Source organism: Kitasatospora cathayae (assembly GCF_027627435.1).
GTDB lineage: Bacteria > Actinomycetota > Actinomycetes > Streptomycetales > Streptomycetaceae > Kitasatospora > Kitasatospora cathayae.
Genome location: NZ_CP115450.1, coordinates 2556758 through 2574669, shown reverse-complemented (window position 1 = coordinate 2574669; position 17912 = coordinate 2556758). Strand labels below are relative to the sequence as shown.

Genomic DNA, 17912 nt, shown 5'->3' with positions numbered 1-17912 from the left:
GGTCAGTTCCTCCGGTTTCCGCCGACGATGGCCTTTCCGGCCGGGATCTTGATCTGGTAGCCGCCGTCCAGCTCGGTGCGGCCGCCCGGCGGCAGTTCGATCCGCCAGAGCCGGGTGCCGGCCGGGCACTCCGGGGTGGGGACGGCCGGCGCCTGCCAGTCGGCGCGCTCCTCGATCCGGATCTCGGCGTCGGAGGCGACCGGTACGCGCTCGCGGACCTCGACCGTGGCGGCGCGGCCGAGCCGGTTCGCCAGCTGGACGTGCACCCGGTGGTCGAGCACCGTGCTGTTGCCCTTCAGCATGCCCGTGGCGGACTCGTGCAGCTCGGTGCGGCGCGCCACCTCGATGCTCTCGGTGACGCCGATGCCCAGGCGGCGGGTCTCGCCGGGGGCGAGCGTCGGCAGCGCGGCGGTGAGCAGGAACTCGTCGTCCACGGTGACCTCGACCGGGCCGGCCAGCACGGCGCGGTCGGTGCGGTTGGCGAGCACCAGGGTCGCGTACACCTTCTGCTCGACGGCGGGGACGGTGACGTACTCGGGGCTGACGGAGAGCGGGATCGCGTCCACCGTGACGGAGTGCCAGGTGCCGTCGGAGGGGATGTCGGCGGGGGCGGCGGCGTCGAAGCGGTGGTCGAAGGAGCCGGCCGACCGGCGGGGCGGGACGGCGTGGCGGGGGAGGGGGAGGTCGCGGAGCCGGGCGCCCTCGGGGCCGCCGGGAGCGAAGCGTGCCAGCTCGGCGCGCTCGACCCTGGCGGGGTCCGGGCGCAGGGTGCCGCGGCGGTCGGTGGTGTCGTCGGGGCCGGCCAGCCGGAGGTCGGGGTAGTCGAGCAGGACGGTGTCGGGGGTGAGGGCGGTGGGCGGGGGCGGCGCGGTGGCGCGGCGGCGGGCCGTTCGCGGCGGGGCGCCGCCGTAGGACTGGGGCATCGGGGTGCCGCCGGGGGCCTGGGGCATCGGGGCGGGGGCGGTCGGTGCGGACGGGGTGCTCGGCGTGGGCGGGGCGCTCGTCACGGGTGGCGCGCCGTAGCCGGCGAAGCCGGGCGGCGGGGGCGAGGGCACCGGCTCCTGGACGCTCAGTGAGCCGCCGCCACCACCGCCGCCGGACGGGCCGGCGGGGCCGGCGGGTGCGGCGGGTGCGGCCTCGTCCGGCCGGAAGTCGGGTTGGGCGCCTGCTGGGCGGGCGCCGCCGACGCGGGGCGCGCGGCGCAGGGCGGGCTCGGGTGCGGAGAGGGCCGCGACCGGGATCGGGGCGCCGGGCCGGGTGGTGGCGGGGCGGTCGGCCGCGGCCGCGTCGTAGCCGGTGAAGAGGTCGGACAGGCCGGCCGGCGGTTCGCGCCAGCCGGAGGGCGGCGGGGCGGGCTGGCTGCGGCCGATCCGCAGCGAGGCGAGCCGGGGCAGGTCGGTGCGGCGATCGAGGTCGGCGGTGGACAGGGCGAGCCGCACGCCCGTCCAGTCCTCGCCGGTGTGCTGGGCGACGGCGGCGCGCAGCACCAGGTGGGCGGTGTCGGAGCCGGTGCGGTGGCTGAGGCGGTAGGCGGGCACCCAGCGGGCGGCGGGGACGCCGTACTCCAGCTCCAGTTCGATCTGCTCGGTGCCGGTTCCCGTGGTGGTCAGGGTGAGCACGACGGTGTCGGTGGCCTCGATCGGCTCGGCCCGCCCGGCGGTGGACGCGCGCTCCAGCCGGTCGGCGGCCAACTGTCGCTCGTGGTCGGCGAGTTCGATCTCCTGGGTGAGTTGCTCGGCGCGCTCCTGGAGACGGGCCAGCCGCTCGTCGACGAAGTCCGCGAGCTCCAGCCAGGCGTCGGCCGGAGTGCGGCGCAGCGGCTCGTCGCGGCGGCGCTGGGGCGGGACGGCGCGCAGCGCGGCAGTCTCGGCGATCGCGCTCCGGACCAGCCGGTGGCGCTCGTTCAGTGCGCCCTGGCGCTCCATGGCCTCGTCCAACTCGCGGCGCAGCTGCGGGAGTTCGTCGGGTTCGCGGAGCTCGGCGACGGCTTCCAGGCGGGCCTCGACGACCGCCGTGCCGGCCGGGCCGGCGAGCACCCGGGCGCGCAGCGAGTCGGCGTCCAGCGAGTCGGGCAGGCCGGTCAGTCGCAGCCGTCGGCCGGGCGGGACCGGGACGGTGGCCCGGCGGCGGCACACCGCGCCCTCGGCGTACACCACGACGGAGTCCAGGACCGAGGGGTGGGCCGGTACGGCCGGCGGTTTCGACGGCCCGGTGTGACTGCTGTGCTGATCGTCCATGCGCAACCCCTTCGTTCGCGTCCGGTGTGCCGCGGCTCGCCCCGCCGTCCCCCGGCGGCCAGTCTGCCCCGCTCGGGGCCGGGCGTCGCCGGATTTCCCGGGGCGCGGCGTGTGCACTGTGTGGGACGGGGGTCGGGCGGTCGCGGTTGCCGGGCCGGGGTTGGGTGGGGTTGGCGGGGTCGGGGGTTTTCGGGGGTCGTCGGATGGGAGGATGGGGCGCGGGTGCGCCCGGCCGACTCTGGCGGCACCGGCACCCGTTGGGACCGTGGCACCTGTTGAGCACCGCCAGCTTGAGCACCGCCAGCGAGAACCGTCCAGTCGAGAACCGTGATCGAGGAGAGCCACCCGCCATGCGCACTGCCGTCGTCGTCGGCACCGGACTGATCGGCACCTCCGCAGCCCTGGCCCTGGCCGCACGCGGGCTGACCGTCCATCTGGAGGACGCCGACCCGGACGCCGCCCGCACCGCCGAGTCGCTCGGCGCCGGCATCACCGAACCGGCCGAGGGCCCGGTCGACCTGGCGATCATCGCCGTCCCGCCGGCGCTGGTCGGCAAGGTGCTCGCGGACTGCCAGCGCCGCAACCTGGCGCACTGGTACACCGACGTGGCCAGCGTGAAGTCCGGCCCGGGCAGCGAGATCGCCGCGCTCGGCCTCGACACCGTCCACTACATCGGTAGTCACCCGATGGCCGGTCGCGAGCGCTCCGGGCCGCTCGCCGCCCGCGCCGACCTGTTCGAGGGCCGCCCCTGGGTGCTCACCCCGACCCCCGACACCGACACCGACACGCTCAACGCCGCGCTGGAGTTGGTCGCGCTGTGCGGCGCGATGCCGATCGTGATGGACGCGGACGCGCACGACCGGGCCGTGGCCCTGGTCTCGCACGCCCCGCAGCTGGTCTCCTCGCTGGTCGCGGCCCGGCTGGAGAACGCCGACGAGACGGCCATAAGGCTCTCCGGCCAGGGTGTGCGCGACGTGACCCGGATCGCCGCCTCCAACCCCGGGCTGTGGGTCGACATCCTGTCCGCCAACGCGGCCGCGGTCGCCGACGTGCTGGAGGACGTCGCCAGCGACCTCGGCGAGACCGTCACCGCGCTGCGCGCCCTGGCGGCCACCGAGGAGGGCGAGCGCCGGGCCGGTGCCGAGGGCATCGAGGCGGTCATGCGGCGCGGCAACACCGGGCAGGCCCGCATCCCCGGCAAGCACGGCGCCCCGCCCACCCGGTACGAGACGGTCGCGGTGGTGCTCGGCGACCAGCCGGGCGAGCTGGGCCGGCTGTTCGGGGAGGTCGGCGAGGCCGGGGTCAACATCGAGGACGTCCTCATCGAGCACTCGGACGGGCAGCAGGTCGGCTTCGTCCAGCTGTCGGTGGCGCCGATGGAGGTCAAGCGGCTCACGGCGGCGCTGCGCGCTTCGGGCTGGAGCGTCCGGGACTGACCTTCGTCGGATGGCGGGGGGAGTGGGTGTGATCATCGACTTGCCGTTGGGTGAGACCCGGCACGGGGTCGCCGGTGAGCCGGTGAGCCGGTGAGCCGGTGGACGTCGGGAACGAGCGCTTTCCTGCGAGCGGTGGTGGGCGGGGAGTTCCTGATCCGCCACCGCAGCGTGACGGCGTTGGTCGAGCGGCCCCGGCCGATTCTCACGGAGCTCGGCGTACCACCGGGTCGCCTTCGCGGTGAACGACTTCCCTTCGCACCTGTCGGCCGGGCCGTTCGTGTGGGAGTGCCCGGGCGCCGAGCGGCAGATGGCCTTCGTCGCCGGGGTGCTCGGCATCGAGCGGGACGGCGAGTACGTGCGGCCCAGGCTAGGGGACGCGGTGCTGGAGGTGGCACGGGAGGCCGTGGACCCGGCGGCCGGGCGGGCGGAGCCGGTGCCACCGGCCTTGCGGTGACCGGGCCGGGACGGGGGTCGGCGGCGGTCCATTAACCTTGAGGGAGACAATCCCCGGCCGTCCGCCCGCGCAGGCGCCGGCTTCCATGCTCAGAGAGAGGTTCGCCCCCGTGGACACTGCCGACCGAGCGCACGCCCCGGTCGTCGTCGCCATCGACGGACCCTCCGGCTCCGGCAAGTCGACCGTCTCGCGGGCGGTCGCCGCCCGGCTGGGCCTGAGCTTCCTGGACACCGGCGCCATGTACCGGGCGATGACCTGGTGGATGCTGGCCAACGACGTCGACGTGACCGACCCGGAGGCGGTGGCCGTCGCGTGCGGCAAGCCCGTCATCGTGTCCGGTACGGACGCCGGCGGACCGACCATCACCGTGGACGGTCAGGACGTCTCCGGTCCGATCCGGGGTCCCGAGGTGACGGCGCAGGTCAGCGCCGTGGCCGCGGTGCCGGCGGTGCGGGCCCGGCTGGTGGAGCTGCAGCGCGGCTGCGCCGAGGTCGCCGAGCGCGGCATCGTCGCCGAGGGTCGGGACATGGGGACCGTGGTGTTCCCGCAGGCCACCGTCAAGGTGTTCCTGACCGCCTCCGAGGCGGCCCGGGCCGAGCGCCGGGCGGCCGAACTGCGCGCCAAGGGCGTGGACGAGGCGACCATCACCGCGATGGCCGCCGACCTCGCCCGCCGCGACGCCGCCGACTCCTCGCGCGAGACGGCGCCACTGGCCCAGGCCGCGGACGCCGTGCTGGTGGACACCAGCGAGCTCACCCTGGAGCAGGTGATCGGCCGGATCGCCGCGCTGGTGGAGGAGCGGGCCGGGCTGTCGTCGGTCTGATCGGTCCACCATCTGGTGATCTGACCCCTGAGCCCTGACCTCCGACCACCGACCTCTGACCTCTGACCACTGAACGAACCGCGGGCCGTCGAGGCGCCGCGGCGGAAACCATCGCGCTGCCCCAGCGGGGCAGGTACGCACGGCACGCCCCTGGGAAGGGCCGCGCCGGGAAACGGAACAGACGAACATGACCGCAGAGCACTCCGCCACCGGCCCCGGTGAGCTGGACGCCGCCGACTACGCCGAGTTCATGGCCCTCGCCGCCGAGGAGGGCTTCGACCTCGACGGCTTCGACGCCGTGGACGGCGCCGAGCACGTCCGGCTGCCGGTGCTGGCCGTCGTCGGCCGCCCGAACGTCGGCAAGTCGACCCTGGTGAACCGCATCATCGGCCGCCGCGAGGCCGTCGTCGAGGACAAGCCGGGCGTCACCCGCGACCGGGTCACCTACGAGGCCAGCTGGAACGGCCGGCGCTTCAAGGTGGTCGACACCGGCGGCTGGGAGATCGACGTCCTCGGTATCGACGCCATGGTCGCCGCGCAGGCCGAGCTGGGCATCGAGCAGGCCGACGCGGTGCTGTTCGTCGTGGACGCCACCGTCGGCGCCACCGACACCGACGAGGCCCTGATCAAGCTCATCCGCCGGGCCGGCAAGCCGACCGTCCTGTGCGCCAACAAGGTCGACGGCCCGTCCACCGAGGCCGAGGCCGCCTACCTGTGGTCGCTGGGCCTGGGCGAGCCGTACCCCGTCTCCGCGCTGCACGGCCGAGGCTCCGGCGACCTGCTGGACGCCGTCATGGACGCGCTGCCCGAGGCCCCGCCGCAGACCTTCGGCGACGCCGCCCCCGGCGGCCCGCGCCGGGTCGCGCTGATCGGCCGGCCCAACGTCGGCAAGTCCAGCCTGCTGAACAAGGTCGCCGGCGAGGAGCGGGTGGTCGTCAACGAGCTGGCCGGCACCACCCGTGACCCGGTCGACGAGATGATCGAACTCGGTGGCAAGACCTGGAAGTTCGTGGACACCGCAGGCATCCGCCGCCGGGTCCACCTGACCGCCGGCGCCGACTTCTACGCCTCGCTGCGCACCGCCTCCGCGCTCGAGAAGGCCGAGGTCGCGGTCGTCCTGATCGACGCCAGCGAGACCCTCGCCGAGCAGGACACCCGGATCATCTCGATGGCCGTCGAGGCCGGGCGCGCCGTCGTCATCGCCTACAACAAGTGGGACCAGCTGGACGAGGAGCGCCGCTACTACCTGGAGCGCGAGATCGAGCGCGACCTCGTCCAGGTGCAGTGGGCCCCGCGGGTCAACGTCTCGGCCAAGACCGGCCGGCACATGGAGAAGCTCGTCCCGGCGATCGAGACCGCGCTGGAGGGCTGGGAGACCCGCATCCCGACCGCGCGCCTGAACGCCTTCCTCGGCGAGCTGGTGGCCGCCCACCCGCACCCGATCCGGGGCGGCAAGCAGCCGCGCATCCTGTTCGGCACCCAGGCGGGCATCCGTCCGCCGCGCTTCGTGCTGTTCGCCTCGGGCTTCCTGGAGGCGGGCTACCGGCGCTTCATCGAGCGCCGGCTGCGGGAGGAGTTCGGGTTCGTGGGGACTCCGATCTCGATCTCGGTGCGGGTCCGGGAGAAGCGCAAGAAGAAGTAGGCGGTACGCAGTACGGGTCGAGGGCTCCGTCACCGGTGGTGGCGGGGCCCTCGGGCTTTCCGGCTCCTGCCGCTCGGGGCAGTGGTGGTCGCCGGCGCGGGTCAGTGGTGGTCGCCGGCGCGGCCCGGGGGGAGCGAGAGCATCTGGCGGTGGCGGCCGCCGGTGGGCGCGGCGGTGGCGAGGCCGGTGGCCGTGCCCAGCACCGGGGCGGCGGTCGGGGGCGGGGCGGGGGTCGCGTGCGGGAGCGGGCCGAGGTAGCCGGCGGCGACCCAGCCCTGGCCGTTGGTGAACTGGGGGGCGGTCTGGCCGTGGCCCTGGCTCTGGCCATGGGTGGTGGCGGTGGGGGTGGTAGTGGCGGTGGTGGGTTCGGGGTGGGTGTGCTGTGACTGCGCCGGCGTGAACTGGGGGAGGCCGGACGGCTGGCCCGCGTGGGTGTGGAAGGCCTGCTGCTGCGGCAGGTACTGGCGCTGCTCGCCGAGCAGCGGGTAACCGTCGCGGACGGCGAAGCCGGTGAACCTCAGGTCCTCCTCGCCCGAGCGGTCGCCGGGCAGGGCGCGGAACAGCCGTCGGTACTCGGAGTACAGCTCGTCGTAGATCGGGGTCGTCGAGTGCGGGTGCTCCGCGTCGTACGACGGGCGCATGCCCGGGATCGAGCGGGAGGAGGTCGCGGACCGTCCGGCGGGTGCGGAGACGTCGTAGCTGTACACGTAGGGGCCAACGAGTGAGAGGCGGTGGGGATGCGGGGGCGTTCGGTGGGCGGGGGACCCGGGGTGGGTGTCGGACGCTTCGGACGGTGGTCGCTGACCGCGGTCGGTCAGCGACCACCGTCCGAAGCGCCGGGGCGAATCAGGTGCCGGCCAGCGGGAGGGAGGCGGCGACCACCTGGCCCAGTGCCACCGCCCGCTCCAGCGCCTGGCGCAGCAGATCCTCGCGGGGCTGACGGCCGACCAAGCCGGCCGGCACGGCGTACATGGTCACCTCGGAGAGCTGGCTGGCGGCCATCCGCCAGGCGTCGGTGACCTGGAGCGGCTGGTGGGCCTGCCACCAGCCGGTGCTGCCGCCGGCCGCGGCGGGCTGCAGGATCGCGTGCAGCTTGCCCATGGCGACCAGGACCGACCAGCCGGGCAGCTGCTCCGGGGTCTCGTCGAGGTCGACGATCCGCTGGAAGCCCGCGTCCTGGAGCAGGTCGAGGAACTCGTCCTCGCCGGAGGTGCTGCCGGGGCGGCCGACCGGGCCGGTGGGCTCGACCACCAGCGAGGCGTGGCCGACCTTGCCGTGCAGGACGAGCCCGCAGGTGATGCCGAGGATCGCGGCCTGGCCGGGGGCGGGCGGCTGGGGCCGGGCCCAGGCGGAGTCCTGGGCGGGGACGGCGAAGTCCGGGCCGGGAGCGACCGGGGCCGGGGCGGCGGGCTGGGACTGGCTGATGCTGCGCACGGCGCCGGCCAGTTGTTCCTCGGCGACCGGCACCACCTGGGAGGGGATGCAGCGGGCGTGGGCGAAGGCCAGGACGGCGGTCTCGTCGCCGACGAACAGCACGGTGCTGGTGGGCTCCGCATGGGTGTCGCCGGGGGTGCGGCAGGAGGTGCATTCGTAGCTGTCGGGGGCGCGGTCGCCGCCGAGCAGGCGGTCGGCCTCGTCGTCGCCGATTTCGAGCCGGACCTCGTCGCTGACGTCGAGCATGCGCGGCACAGGGTCTCCTCGGATGGGTGCGGTTGGAGTCATGGGGGCGGACTCGGGGAGGTCGCCATGCCCAACGGGCCCTTGTGTCAGGCGTCACGGGTGCCCGTCGAGGCTGACGGGAATTGCCTCGGATCCGATCGCGGCACGTGGTCTCTTGCTCGCAATCTGTCGATGTCGGTGACAGGACTGCCGGAATGAAACCGTGAGGTGGGTCACGCGGCCTCGGTGTTTGATCTAGGAATCGACGGCCAAATCGGGCATTTCGGGCATGTTTGTGTGGGTCTTACCGTCGGTAACCCTTCGCTGAGCTGGGCAGACCCGTGGCGTTTTGGTTCCCCGTCGACCGGCTCGTAGCTTCTTGGGCGGCGCAACGAGCGCCACCCGGGCTCACCCCCGACGCATCGCCCCCCGGTCCCGGCCGGGCGCGGCAGGTGCCCGCCGACGCGATCGCTCGAACAGGTCACCGGCGAGCGGCTGGGTGGCCGGGGCGGCAGCGGCACGTCCGACACGTGCACGGCCGTCCGACGGACGCGGCAAGCGAATGCGGCCCTCTCCAGGGTCTGGTTCCGCATGCCCGCCCGGGGCTGTCGAGAGGAACCCCATGACCTTCCGTAACGAGAACGCCGCTGCCACCAACACCGTCGCCACCAAGCGCAACCGCGTGCGGATGGCCGTCGTGGCGGGCGCCGCTGTCGCGGCCCTGCCGGTGGCCGGCCTCGTCACGGCCACCTCGGCCTCCGCCGCCCCCGTCGCCACCTGGGACGCCGTCGCCCAGTGCGAGAGCGGTGGCAACTGGGCCATCAACACCGGCAACGGCTTCTACGGCGGTCTGCAGTTCACCTCCAGCACCTGGGCCGCGTACGGCGGTACCGCCTACGCCTCGCAGGCCAACCTCGCCACCAAGGCGCAGCAGATCTCCGTCGCCGAGAAGGTCCTCGCCTCGCAGGGCCCCGGCGCCTGGCCGGTCTGTTCCGTCAAGGCGGGTCTGACCAAGGGCGGCGCCCCGGCCGCCGTCGACACCACGGCCGGCTCCTCCGCCGCCAAGCCGGCGCAGACCCCCGCGCCGAAGACCGCCGCCCCGAAGGCCGCTGCCGCTCCCAAGGCCGCTGCTGCGCCGAAGGCTGACGCCGCGCCGAAGAAGGACGCCGCGAAGGCTGACGCCGCCAAGTCCTGGAACGGCGGCAAGTCGTGGACCGCCTCCGACGACGCCAAGCCGGCCAAGGGCGACTACACCGTCAAGTCCGGTGACACCCTGAGCTCCATCGCCGCCGCGCAGGGCCTGGACTGGCACGACCTGTACAAGAACAACGCCAAGGTCGTCGGTGGCAACCCCGACCTGATCTTCCCGGGCCAGGTCCTGAGCATCTGAAGTCCGATGAGCTGACCTCCCGTCGGCTCGTACAGGGCCGTGGCTCCCGGTGGCCGCTCCCCCGTGTGGGGGAGCGGCTGTCGGCGTTCCCGGCGTGGCTGGGCGGGTGGCGGCCCGGACGGGAGCGGGCTCTCTAGGGTCGGCTGCCGTGCCGTATTCGTGCTCGCGTTCGTGTTCGTGTTCGTGTCCCTGCTCGTGTTCGTGTTCGCGTTCGTGTGAAGGACGGACGTCCCGGGCCGTGATCCGGATCGGTGCCGCCGTGGCGGTGGTGATGGCCGTGGTCTCGGGCGGCGCCCGGGCCGGCGCGGCGCCGCGGGTCGCGGACCTGGTCTGGGACCAGCTCGCGGACTGCGAGAGCGGTGGCGACTGGCGGGCGGACATCGGCAACGGCTACTACGGCGGGCTGCAGATCCACCACCTGGACGGAGTCCGGCGGCCTGCACTTCGCCGACCGGGCCGACCACGCGAGCCGGCGGGAGCAGACCACCGTCGGGGAGGAGATCGTGCGGCAGCAGGGGTGGGAGGCCTGGCCGTCCTGCGCGCGGGAGCTGGGGTTGCTGAGGTAGGAGGGCCGGGGCCTGATTCGTCGGTCCTGCGCAGTCGGCTGCTGCTGTGCCCAGCCTTACGCACTCAGCCTGTTCGCTCACCCGTGTTCACTCAGCCGTATTCGCTCACCCCTACGCGCTCAGCCCTGTTCGCTCAGCCCTGACTGCCGCACCGTGACGTTGAGCCGCCCCACCAGCCCGAGCGCCGGGTCCGCCGTCCCCGGCAGCGTCCGCACCACCCCGTGGTACGCGAACCGGGTCGGCCCGCCGAACACCAGCAAGTCCCCGCTGCGCAGCTCCAGGTCGGTCCACGGCCGGGTCCTGGTCTCGGTGTTCCCGAGCCGGAAGACGCAGTCGTCGCCCAGCGATAGCGAGACCACCGGTGCGTCCACGCGCTCGTCGCGGTCCTGGTGCAGGCCCATCTTGGCGCCGTGCGGGTAGTGGTTGACGATCGCGGTGTCCGGTGCGTACGAGGTCGCGCCCGCGATCTCCCCGGCCCGGTCCCCGTACGCCTCCACCACCGCACGCCGGGCCAGCTCCCCGAGCAGCTCCGGGAACGGCTTGACGGGCGCGCCGTCCTCGGCGACCCGGGTGTACCCGTACGGGTACCAGTGCCAGCCGAGGCTCACCATCCGCACCGACATCACCCCGCCGGTGGGCATCCGCACGCGGTGCAGCCCGGCGGGTGGCCGGGCCCACTCCCGGCAGGCGGCGACCAGCTGCAGTTGCGCGGCGGGCTCCAGCCAGCCGGGCAGCAGGACGGCGCCGGGCGCGGGCTCGGACCGCATCCGCGCGCCCGGACCGTCGGGCTGGTCGCCGAACAGGTCCTCCTGGATCACCTCACCACCCGCCTCACCACTCACCTCACCATCCTCCCGCTCCGCTCCGCCGCGCGGGGGCGGGAGCTTCGAGGGTGCTCGGCCGTTCGTCGGCCTGTCCACTCGTTTACACGTTCGAGTGAATCGGTCGCCGGGGCCGGTGAGCGGGAATGACCCGGGCCGCCGGAGAATTCGAGTGAGCTGGAGAACTCGATCGAAACAACGAGAGGGAGCGCGCGCATGGGTACCCCCGTCGACGACCTCGTCGATCTGCTCGACCTGGAGCAGATCGAACTGAACATCTTCCGCGGGCGCAGCCCCGAGGAAGCGCTGCAGCGGACCTTCGGCGGCCAGGTCGCCGGGCAGGCGCTGGTCGCGGCGGGGCGCACGGTCGAGGGCGAGCGCCCCGTGCACTCGCTGCACGCGTACTTCCTGCGCCCCGGGGTGCCCGGCGTGCCGATCGTCTACCAGGTCGACCGGATCCGCGACGGCCGCACCTTCACCACCCGCCGGGTGCTCGCCATCCAGGGCGGCCGGTCGATCTTCTCGCTCACCGCCGACTTCCACAGACCGGAGGAGGGCAGCATCGAGCACCAGTACCCGATGCCGCCGGTCCCGGCACCCGAGGAGCTGCCCAGCGCCCTGGACGAGGTCGGCTCCCGGCTCGGTGAGCTGCCCCCGTTCATCAGCCGCCGCCAGCCCTTCGACATCCGCTACGTCGAGCGGCTGCGCTGGAACAAGGAGGAGCTGGTGGACGTCGAGGCGCGCAGTGGCGTGTGGCTGCGCACCAACGGCCCGCTGCCGGACGATCCGCTGATCCACGTCTGTGCCCTCACCTACGCCAGCGACATGACGCTGTTGGACGCCGTCCGCGCCCCCGTCGAGCCGCTGTGGGGCACCCGGCACTTCGACATGGCCTCCCTGGACCACGCGATGTGGTTCCACCGGCCGTTCCGGACCGACGACTGGCTGCTCTACCAGCAGGAGTCCCCGATCGCCCACGGCGCGCGCGGCCTGGCGCGCGGGCAGATCTTCGACCGGGACGGGCAGCTGGTGGTGTCGGTGGTGCAGGAGGGCCTGTTCCGGCCCCTGAGGGGCTGAGGGCCGGTGTCCGGATCCCGGCCGCCGGGTGTTGCCGCCGCATTGCGCTGTCTTGCAGTCTCTTTGCGGTTCGGCGGCTTGCCGGGGCCGGGGAATGATCCGTACCGGCGGGTGGTGTTGTGCAGGATGACCGAGACGGACGGCTCGAACAGCGGGCCGTCCGCGGACCGGACCGGGAGGGTTGACCGATGACGGCGACGGCCGCAGAGGACTGGAAGCACTGGAGTGACCAGCGGGCGGCGTCGGTGAGCGCCCCGCACGGCCAGCTCGCACTCACCGGCACCCACTGGCTGGGGCCCGAGCCGGTCGAGGTCCCGGGCCTGCCCGGGCACTGGTGGGCCGACGCCGAGGGCGTCCGGCTGCGGGCCACGGCCGCCGACGGCATCACCGTCGACGGCGCCGACGCGCCGGTGGACGGCGAGGCGCTGCTGCGCCCCGACACCGACCCGGCAGCCGATACGGCCACCCTGGGCGAGCTGCTGCTCGTCCCGATCGAGCGGGAGGGCGAGCTCGCCCTCCGGGTCTTCGACCCGGCCTCGCCCGGACGGGTCGGCTTCGCCGGCATCTCCGCCTACCCCTACGCGCCCGAGTGGGCCGTACCCGCCGTCTACACCCCCTTCGAGGAGGAGGGGCAGTCGGTGCTGGTCCCGAACGCGGACGGCAAGGACCGGCCGCTGGCGGTCACCGGGACGATCGAGTTCACGGTGGCGGGCGAGCACCGCACGCTGACCGTGGGCCGCTCCGGTCAGCGCCTCACCGGCGTGATCGCGGACGCCACCAGCGGCATCGACACCTACCGCTTCCGCTTCATCACCCTGCCGGCCCCCGACGGGGGCGGCCGGACGGTCCTCGACTTCAACCGGGCCTACCTGCCGCCCTGCGCCTTCGCGGACCACTTCATCTGCCCGTTCCCGCCGCCGGGCAACCGGCTGGACTTCGCGGTGGAGGCGGGGGAGAAGCAGGTGCTGAGCAGGTAGGCGGCGGGCCTCCTGGCCCGTCGGCCGGGCTGGGTTCGGCGGCTCGTCGGCCGGGCTGGGCTCGTCGGCTCGGCTGGGCACAGCTTGGTTCGTCGGCCCGGCGGGTTCGGGCGGCGGGGAAGGAACAGGGCGGCCCCCGGTGTCGGGTGCGGCGGGGTCCGGAGCAACTATGGACCGTTGTGACGACCAACCAATCCCTTGACGCCCCGACCGCCGAGTCCGTCCCCGCCGTCCCCGCCTCCCCTGCCCCGCCGGGACTTCCCTGGTACCGACGGGCCTTCGCCGATCTCAGCCCGCTGCGCGAGCACCCCGATTACCGCCGGGTCTGGTCGGGCCAGGCGGTGTCCTCCGTGGGCCAGCAGATGACCGCCGTGGCCGTCTCCGTCCAGGTCTACGACCTGACCGGCTCCGCCTTCGCGACCGGCTTGGTGGGCCTGTTCTCGCTCGTCCCGCTGGTCGCCTTCGGCCTGTACGGCGGCGCGATCGCCGACACCGTCGACCGGCGCAAGCTCGGCCTGATCGGCTCGGCCGGCCTGGCCGCCGTCTCCGCCGTACTCGCCGCCCAGGCCCTGGCCGGGCTCGGCCTGGTGGCCGTCCTCTACGCCGCCGTCGCCGTCCAGGCCGGGTTCTTCGCGCTCAGCTCGCCGGCTCGCTCGGCGATGATCCCCCGGCTGGTCCCCGCCCGCCAGCTCCCGGCGGCGAACGCACTGAACACCGTCAGCATGAACCTCGGCCTCACCGTGGGCCCGATGCTCGGCGGCGTCCTGATCGGCGCCTTCGGCGCCCAGGCCGCCTATCTCGTCGACACCGTCGCCTTCACCGGCACCCTCTATGCCATGTGGCGCCTGCCCGCCATGCGGCCGCACGGCGAACGCAAGGGCCGCGCCTCCGTCCTGGACGGCCTGCGCTTCCTGCGCGAGCAGCCCAACCTGCGCACCAGCTTCCTCGCCGACCTGGCCGCGATGATCTTCGGCATGCCACGCGCCCTCTTCCCGGCCATCGCCGTCACCTTCTACGCCGGCGACGCCCGCACCGTCGGCCTGCTCGTCTCCGCCCCGGCCGTCGGCGCCCTGATCGGCGCGCTCTTCTCCGGCTGGGTCGGCCGGGTCCACCGCCAGGGCGTCGCGATCCTCGCCGCCGTCTCCGCCTGGGGCCTCGCGATCGCCGCCTTCGGCGCCCTCCACAACCTCTGGCTCGGCCTCCTGCTGCTCGCGGTGGCCGGCTGCGCCGACACCGTCAGCATGATCTTCCGCAACACGATGATGCAGGTCGCGGCCCCCGACGAGATGCGCGGCCGCCTCCAGGGCATCTTCATCGTCGTCGTGGCCGGCGGCCCCCGCCTCGGCGACTTCGAGTCCGGCGCCGTCGCCGCCCTCTCCAACCCCGCCACCTCCGTGATCACCGGCGGCCTCGCCTGCGTCGCCTGCGTCCTCCTGCTCGCCGCCCGCCGCCCCGCCTTCCTCACCTACGACGCCCGCCGCCCGACCCCCTGAGCTCCCCCGACCCACCCCACCCCCGAAACCTGGCAGCGAGCACCCCCCGACGTGCTGTATTGTTTTCCACGTCGCCGGGAAACCGGAGACAAGGTCGAGAAGCCAACCGGCAGAGCCCCCCAGGCCCCGCCGCACGGCACCGAGACCACGGGACGTGGCGCAGCTTGGTAGCGCACTTGACTGGGGGTCAAGGGGTCGCAGGTTCAAATCCTGTCGTCCCGACTTGCAGAACTGCAGGTCGTAGGCCGTTTCCGCTTCTGGCGGGAGCGGCCTTTTTGATGTCCCGTCGGCTGGTGGTCGCAGTGTGGTCGCCGGGCCACATCGGCCAGGCGGTGGTCGGTTCGATCTCTTGTGGCGTCTGATGGGCGGCCAGGCGGTGGTGGGGGCGCGGGTTCTGGTGCCATGGGCGCCGGGCGCGGCATGCGGGCCGGCCGAGGTCGGCGCGGTCGGCGGTGTTGAGGGTCCAGGCGATGGCGTCGACGGCCGCCCGCTCCGCGAGGCGGGTGAGTTCGGCGTAGATGTTCGCGGTGGTGGACAGGGTGCGGTGGCGCAGGGTCTTGGAGACGATCGGGAGCGGGACGCCTGCGGCCATGGCGAAGCTGGCGGCGAGGTGGCGCAGGTCGTGCAGGGCGATGCGGGGGACGCCGGCCTTGTCGCAGAGCAGGTGGAAGCGGTCGAGGACCGTCTTGGGGTGCAGGGGGCGGCCGTGGCGGTGGAAGACGTAGCCGCCGACGGGGGTGATGTGGCCGAAGGCGCGTGAGCCGGCGCGGTCGTCCAGGGCGTCGGCGACGCGGTCGGACAGGGCGACCCAGGCGCGGCTGCCCTTGGTCTTGGGGGCGGTGAGCAGGAGCCGAGTGTTGTCGATGACGGAGAGAGTGGCGCGGACGAAGAGGGTGCGCTCGGGCAGGTGGACGTCGTTCCAGCGCAGGCCGAGGACCTCGCCCTTGCGCAGGCCGGTTCCGATCATCAGTTCGGCGATGTCGGCGTAGAGCGGGTCGGTGAGGTGGGTGAAGCGCAGGAAGCGGGCCGCCTCTTCTTCGGTCCACAGGTGCCGTTCGGCTGCGGCGGGCCTGGAGATGAGCGGAGGCTTCGCGGGGTTGCGGGGGAGGCGTTCGCCGGTGACGGCGTCGCTGAGGGCGCTGGAGAGGGTGGACATGATCCGGTGGACGGTGACTCTGCCGCGGTGGTGGCGCAGTTGGTTGGTGACGAATGCGCGCAGGTGCGGGCGGGTGAGGTCGTCGAGGGGGATGGCGCCGAGGGCGGGGATGAGGTCCTGTTCGATGTAGTCGCGGTAGCGGGCGATGGTGGTGGGTTTGAGGTGGAGCTCCTTCTCGGCGAGCCAGCCGGTCAGGTAGTCGGCGGTGCTCTGCCTCGGGTCGGTGACGACACCGATGGGCAGGGACTCGTTGAAGCGGCGCAGGGCGATGCGAGCGTCTGTCTCGTCCGGGAAACCGGCACGGCGGATGGTTCGGCGGTGTCCGTCGGTGGAGGGGGCGTCGACGGCGAAGGCCCAGCTGCCGTGCCGGGGGTCGGTGGCGAGGTGCGGGCAGCGGGTGCCGAGCTGGCGGCGGTGGTCGTCGCGGCAGCCGCAGCGCCGGTAGACGCGTCCGCGGTCGCCGGTGGTGCGTGAGCTGCGCATGGTGATCGCCTCGAAGGGGTGCGCGGATCGTTCTCTTCCAGTCTGGGCGTCGCAGGCGACCACCATGCGACCACCAGCCCCGGAAAGTGAGGATGAGCTGGGGGTCTCCCGTGAGCGGGCGCCAAGGGAAGAACCCTGAGTGGGTTTGTCGATTCCGCGTGTGACCGTGCCGGTCGGGCTCTCTCGGGTACCGGGCGCCTCAGATCAGCCGGTCGTGGTTGCGTGTGGCGGCTGCGCGTACGAGCTGGGCGAAGCGCGCGGGGCTGTGGTGCTGGTGCGCTTCGGCCTCGCGTTCCTCGTCGTTCTCGGTGTCGTCCTCCTCCTTGTTGTCGAGTTCGTCGTACTCGCTGTGGAGGAGCCAGCAGCCGTGGATGCCGGCGAGGAGGTCTTCGAGAAGATCGCGGGCCGGGCGCTTGGGGTCGAGCGGGGTCAGGCGCAGTGCGACGTCCTCGATGTCCGGTTCGTCGCCGGCGTACTCGGCGAGGGTCTCCTCGAAGTCGTCGAGTTGCTCGCGAAGGGCGGTGGGGTCGGGCAGGAGGCCGTCGGCGACGTGCATGGCGTGGCGGACGAGGGTGGTGACGGCGTCGTTGGGGGAGGCGCCGGAGTCGAGGAGTTCGAGGACGAGGGTGGGTGTCTCGTGGGGGAGGGCCTCGATGTCGTCGGCTTCGAGGAGGACCGCGGTGGGGTTCTGGCCGGAGGCGTCGGCGGCGACCTCGGCCGCGGCGGCCAGCCAGTGTGCGGCGGCGACCGAGGCGGCGGTCGGGTCGACATCGGAGAACAGGGCCGCGGGGCCGAAGGGGTCCTGTTCGAGGAGGTGGTCGGCGGCGGCGACCTGGACGGGGGAGACGTCCTCGCGGCTGAGCAGCACGGCCTGCTGCGCGCGGCCGGTGAGGTTGCCGAGTTCGGCGCTCTCCACGGCGGCGAGTTCGATGGCGGTCTCCGCGAGGACGGCCTTCGTCAGGTCGGGATTGTCGAGGGTGTGCAGGGCGCGGCCGACCTGGTGGGCGGACTCGATCAGGGGGCTGTAGGAGACGATCACCGGGCCGGTCTGTGGCAGGTTCGGCTGGGTGATGGCCTTGGTGACCTCGCTGAAGGCTTGGCGTTCTTGTTCGCGTCGCCAGCCCTCGCTGTTGGGTTCCAGGGAGTCGGCGGCGCTGGCGGGGTGGGTGTAGGTGTGCCAGGCGGCTTCCGACAGTTGCGTCAGAGCGCGGGCCAGACGCAGGGATGCGGCGATGTCCGTGCCACCGGGGAGGACGGCGATACGGGTGGTGAGGTCGCCTTCGCCAGTGCCCCAGGCGGCGGTCAGCTCGTTCCGGTCGGGGTCGACGCAGTAGCGGGTCATGAAGCCCTACTTCCGGGATGTGCTCTGAAGGCGCTCGGCACTCGGCACCCGTCTCGGTCCATTCTGACGCATCGCCATATAGCTGGCGGACGGCCGCGAGGGCCGTCCTGGCGGATGTCTTGGGACCTCAGGGCGCGAGCGCAGGTCGACCAGTGTTCTCATCGGTTCCTCGATGCACGGTGGCGCGGTGTTGGCTCGAACAGCGCGTGCCTGTGATCGTGCGAGTGGTCATTGCGGTCTGTCCAGTAAGACGACTGGTTTGGCGAACGTACCGCTGCGGCTGGTTGCCAAGCGGGTGCAACGTCTCCGCCGACGGTGTCGGTGTACGAGTTCATCTGCAGAGCGAAGTACGGGCT

At 73.3% G+C, this 17912-nt stretch carries 14 protein-coding genes, 1 tRNA gene and 1 pseudogene; 10 read left to right on the top strand and 6 right to left on the bottom strand.

The genetic code is table 11. The features are described 5' to 3' along the window. Positions 1-2: 2 nt before the first annotated feature. Positions 3-2237 carry a mucoidy inhibitor MuiA family protein gene (locus O1G21_RS11355; protein ID WP_270142986.1) on the bottom strand — a complete coding sequence of 745 codons (2235 nt, stop codon included), beginning with the start codon at positions 2235-2237 and terminating at the stop codon, positions 3-5. Between the two features lie 350 nt (positions 2238-2587). Here O1G21_RS11355 and O1G21_RS11350 point away from each other — a divergent pair, with 350 nt between their 5' ends. From O1G21_RS11350 to der, 4 genes are all read left to right on the top strand, one after another. Next, the gene (locus O1G21_RS11350) at positions 2588-3673 is read left to right on the top strand and encodes a prephenate dehydrogenase (protein ID WP_270142984.1); all 1086 of its coding nucleotides are present in this window, start codon (positions 2588-2590) and stop codon (positions 3671-3673) included. A 238-nt stretch (positions 3674-3911) separates the two neighbouring features. Then, on the top strand, positions 3912-4127 hold the full coding sequence (locus O1G21_RS11345) for a hypothetical protein (RefSeq protein ID WP_270142983.1): 216 nt from the start codon (positions 3912-3914) through the stop codon (positions 4125-4127). 85 nt (positions 4128-4212) lie between these two features. Then, positions 4213-4950, top strand: a complete 738-nt coding sequence (gene cmk / locus O1G21_RS11340) for a (d)CMP kinase (protein ID WP_405000626.1) — start codon at positions 4213-4215, stop codon at positions 4948-4950. A gap of 187 nt (positions 4951-5137) precedes the next feature. Beyond that, positions 5138-6592: a ribosome biogenesis GTPase Der gene (gene der / locus O1G21_RS11335; protein WP_270142979.1), complete on the top strand. Its 1455-nt coding sequence runs from the start codon at positions 5138-5140 to the stop codon at positions 6590-6592. 101 nt (positions 6593-6693) lie between these two features. On the opposite strand, the gene O1G21_RS11330 is transcribed toward der, so the two are convergent. Continuing rightward, on the bottom strand, positions 6694-7299 hold the full coding sequence (locus O1G21_RS11330; protein WP_270151501.1) for a hypothetical protein: 606 nt from the start codon (positions 7297-7299) through the stop codon (positions 6694-6696). A gap of 139 nt (positions 7300-7438) precedes the next feature. After that, complete coding sequence (locus O1G21_RS11325; RefSeq protein ID WP_270142978.1) at positions 7439-8281, bottom strand: hypothetical protein; 843 nt, start codon at positions 8279-8281, stop codon at positions 7439-7441. A 592-nt stretch (positions 8282-8873) separates the two neighbouring features. Between O1G21_RS11325 and O1G21_RS11320 the strand changes: the two genes are divergently transcribed. Further along, entirely contained in the window at positions 8874-9641 is a 768-nt protein-coding gene (locus tag O1G21_RS11320; protein WP_270142977.1) for a LysM peptidoglycan-binding domain-containing protein, read from the top strand. 271 nt (positions 9642-9912) lie between these two features. Then, positions 9913-10207, top strand: a pseudogene (locus O1G21_RS11310) (transglycosylase family protein). 119 nt (positions 10208-10326) lie between these two features. On the opposite strand, the gene O1G21_RS11305 reads toward O1G21_RS11310, so the two are convergent. Next, complete coding sequence (locus O1G21_RS11305; protein ID WP_270150915.1) at positions 10327-10974, bottom strand: alpha-ketoglutarate-dependent dioxygenase AlkB family protein; 648 nt, start codon at positions 10972-10974, stop codon at positions 10327-10329. Between the two features lie 270 nt (positions 10975-11244). Here O1G21_RS11305 and O1G21_RS11300 point away from each other — a divergent pair, with 270 nt between their 5' ends. The 4 genes from O1G21_RS11300 (at position 11245) to O1G21_RS11285 (ending at position 14797) form a co-directional block, all read left to right on the top strand. Beyond that, entirely contained in the window at positions 11245-12105 is an 861-nt protein-coding gene (locus O1G21_RS11300) for an acyl-CoA thioesterase (RefSeq protein ID WP_270142973.1), read from the top strand. 188 nt (positions 12106-12293) lie between these two features. Next, positions 12294-13082: a DUF1684 domain-containing protein gene (locus O1G21_RS11295; RefSeq protein ID WP_270142971.1), complete on the top strand. Its 789-nt coding sequence runs from the start codon at positions 12294-12296 to the stop codon at positions 13080-13082. A gap of 179 nt (positions 13083-13261) precedes the next feature. Then, positions 13262-14575: an MFS transporter gene (locus O1G21_RS11290; RefSeq protein WP_405000625.1), complete on the top strand. Its 1314-nt coding sequence runs from the start codon at positions 13262-13264 to the stop codon at positions 14573-14575. A 148-nt stretch (positions 14576-14723) separates the two neighbouring features. Continuing rightward, a tRNA-Pro gene (locus tag O1G21_RS11285) sits at positions 14724-14797 on the top strand. Here the strand turns inward: O1G21_RS11285 and O1G21_RS11280 are convergent. Together O1G21_RS11280 and O1G21_RS11275 are read right to left on the bottom strand one after the other, a co-directional pair. Then, complete coding sequence (locus tag O1G21_RS11280) at positions 14763-16214, bottom strand: tyrosine-type recombinase/integrase (protein ID WP_270142969.1); 1452 nt, start codon at positions 16212-16214, stop codon at positions 14763-14765. The two genes, O1G21_RS11285 and O1G21_RS11280, sit on opposite strands and share 35 nt — an antisense overlap. A gap of 199 nt (positions 16215-16413) precedes the next feature. After that, positions 16414-17556, bottom strand: coding sequence for a hypothetical protein (locus O1G21_RS11275; RefSeq protein ID WP_270142967.1), 1143 nt, complete (start codon positions 17554-17556; stop codon positions 16414-16416). Between the last annotated feature and the right edge of the window lie 356 nt (positions 17557-17912).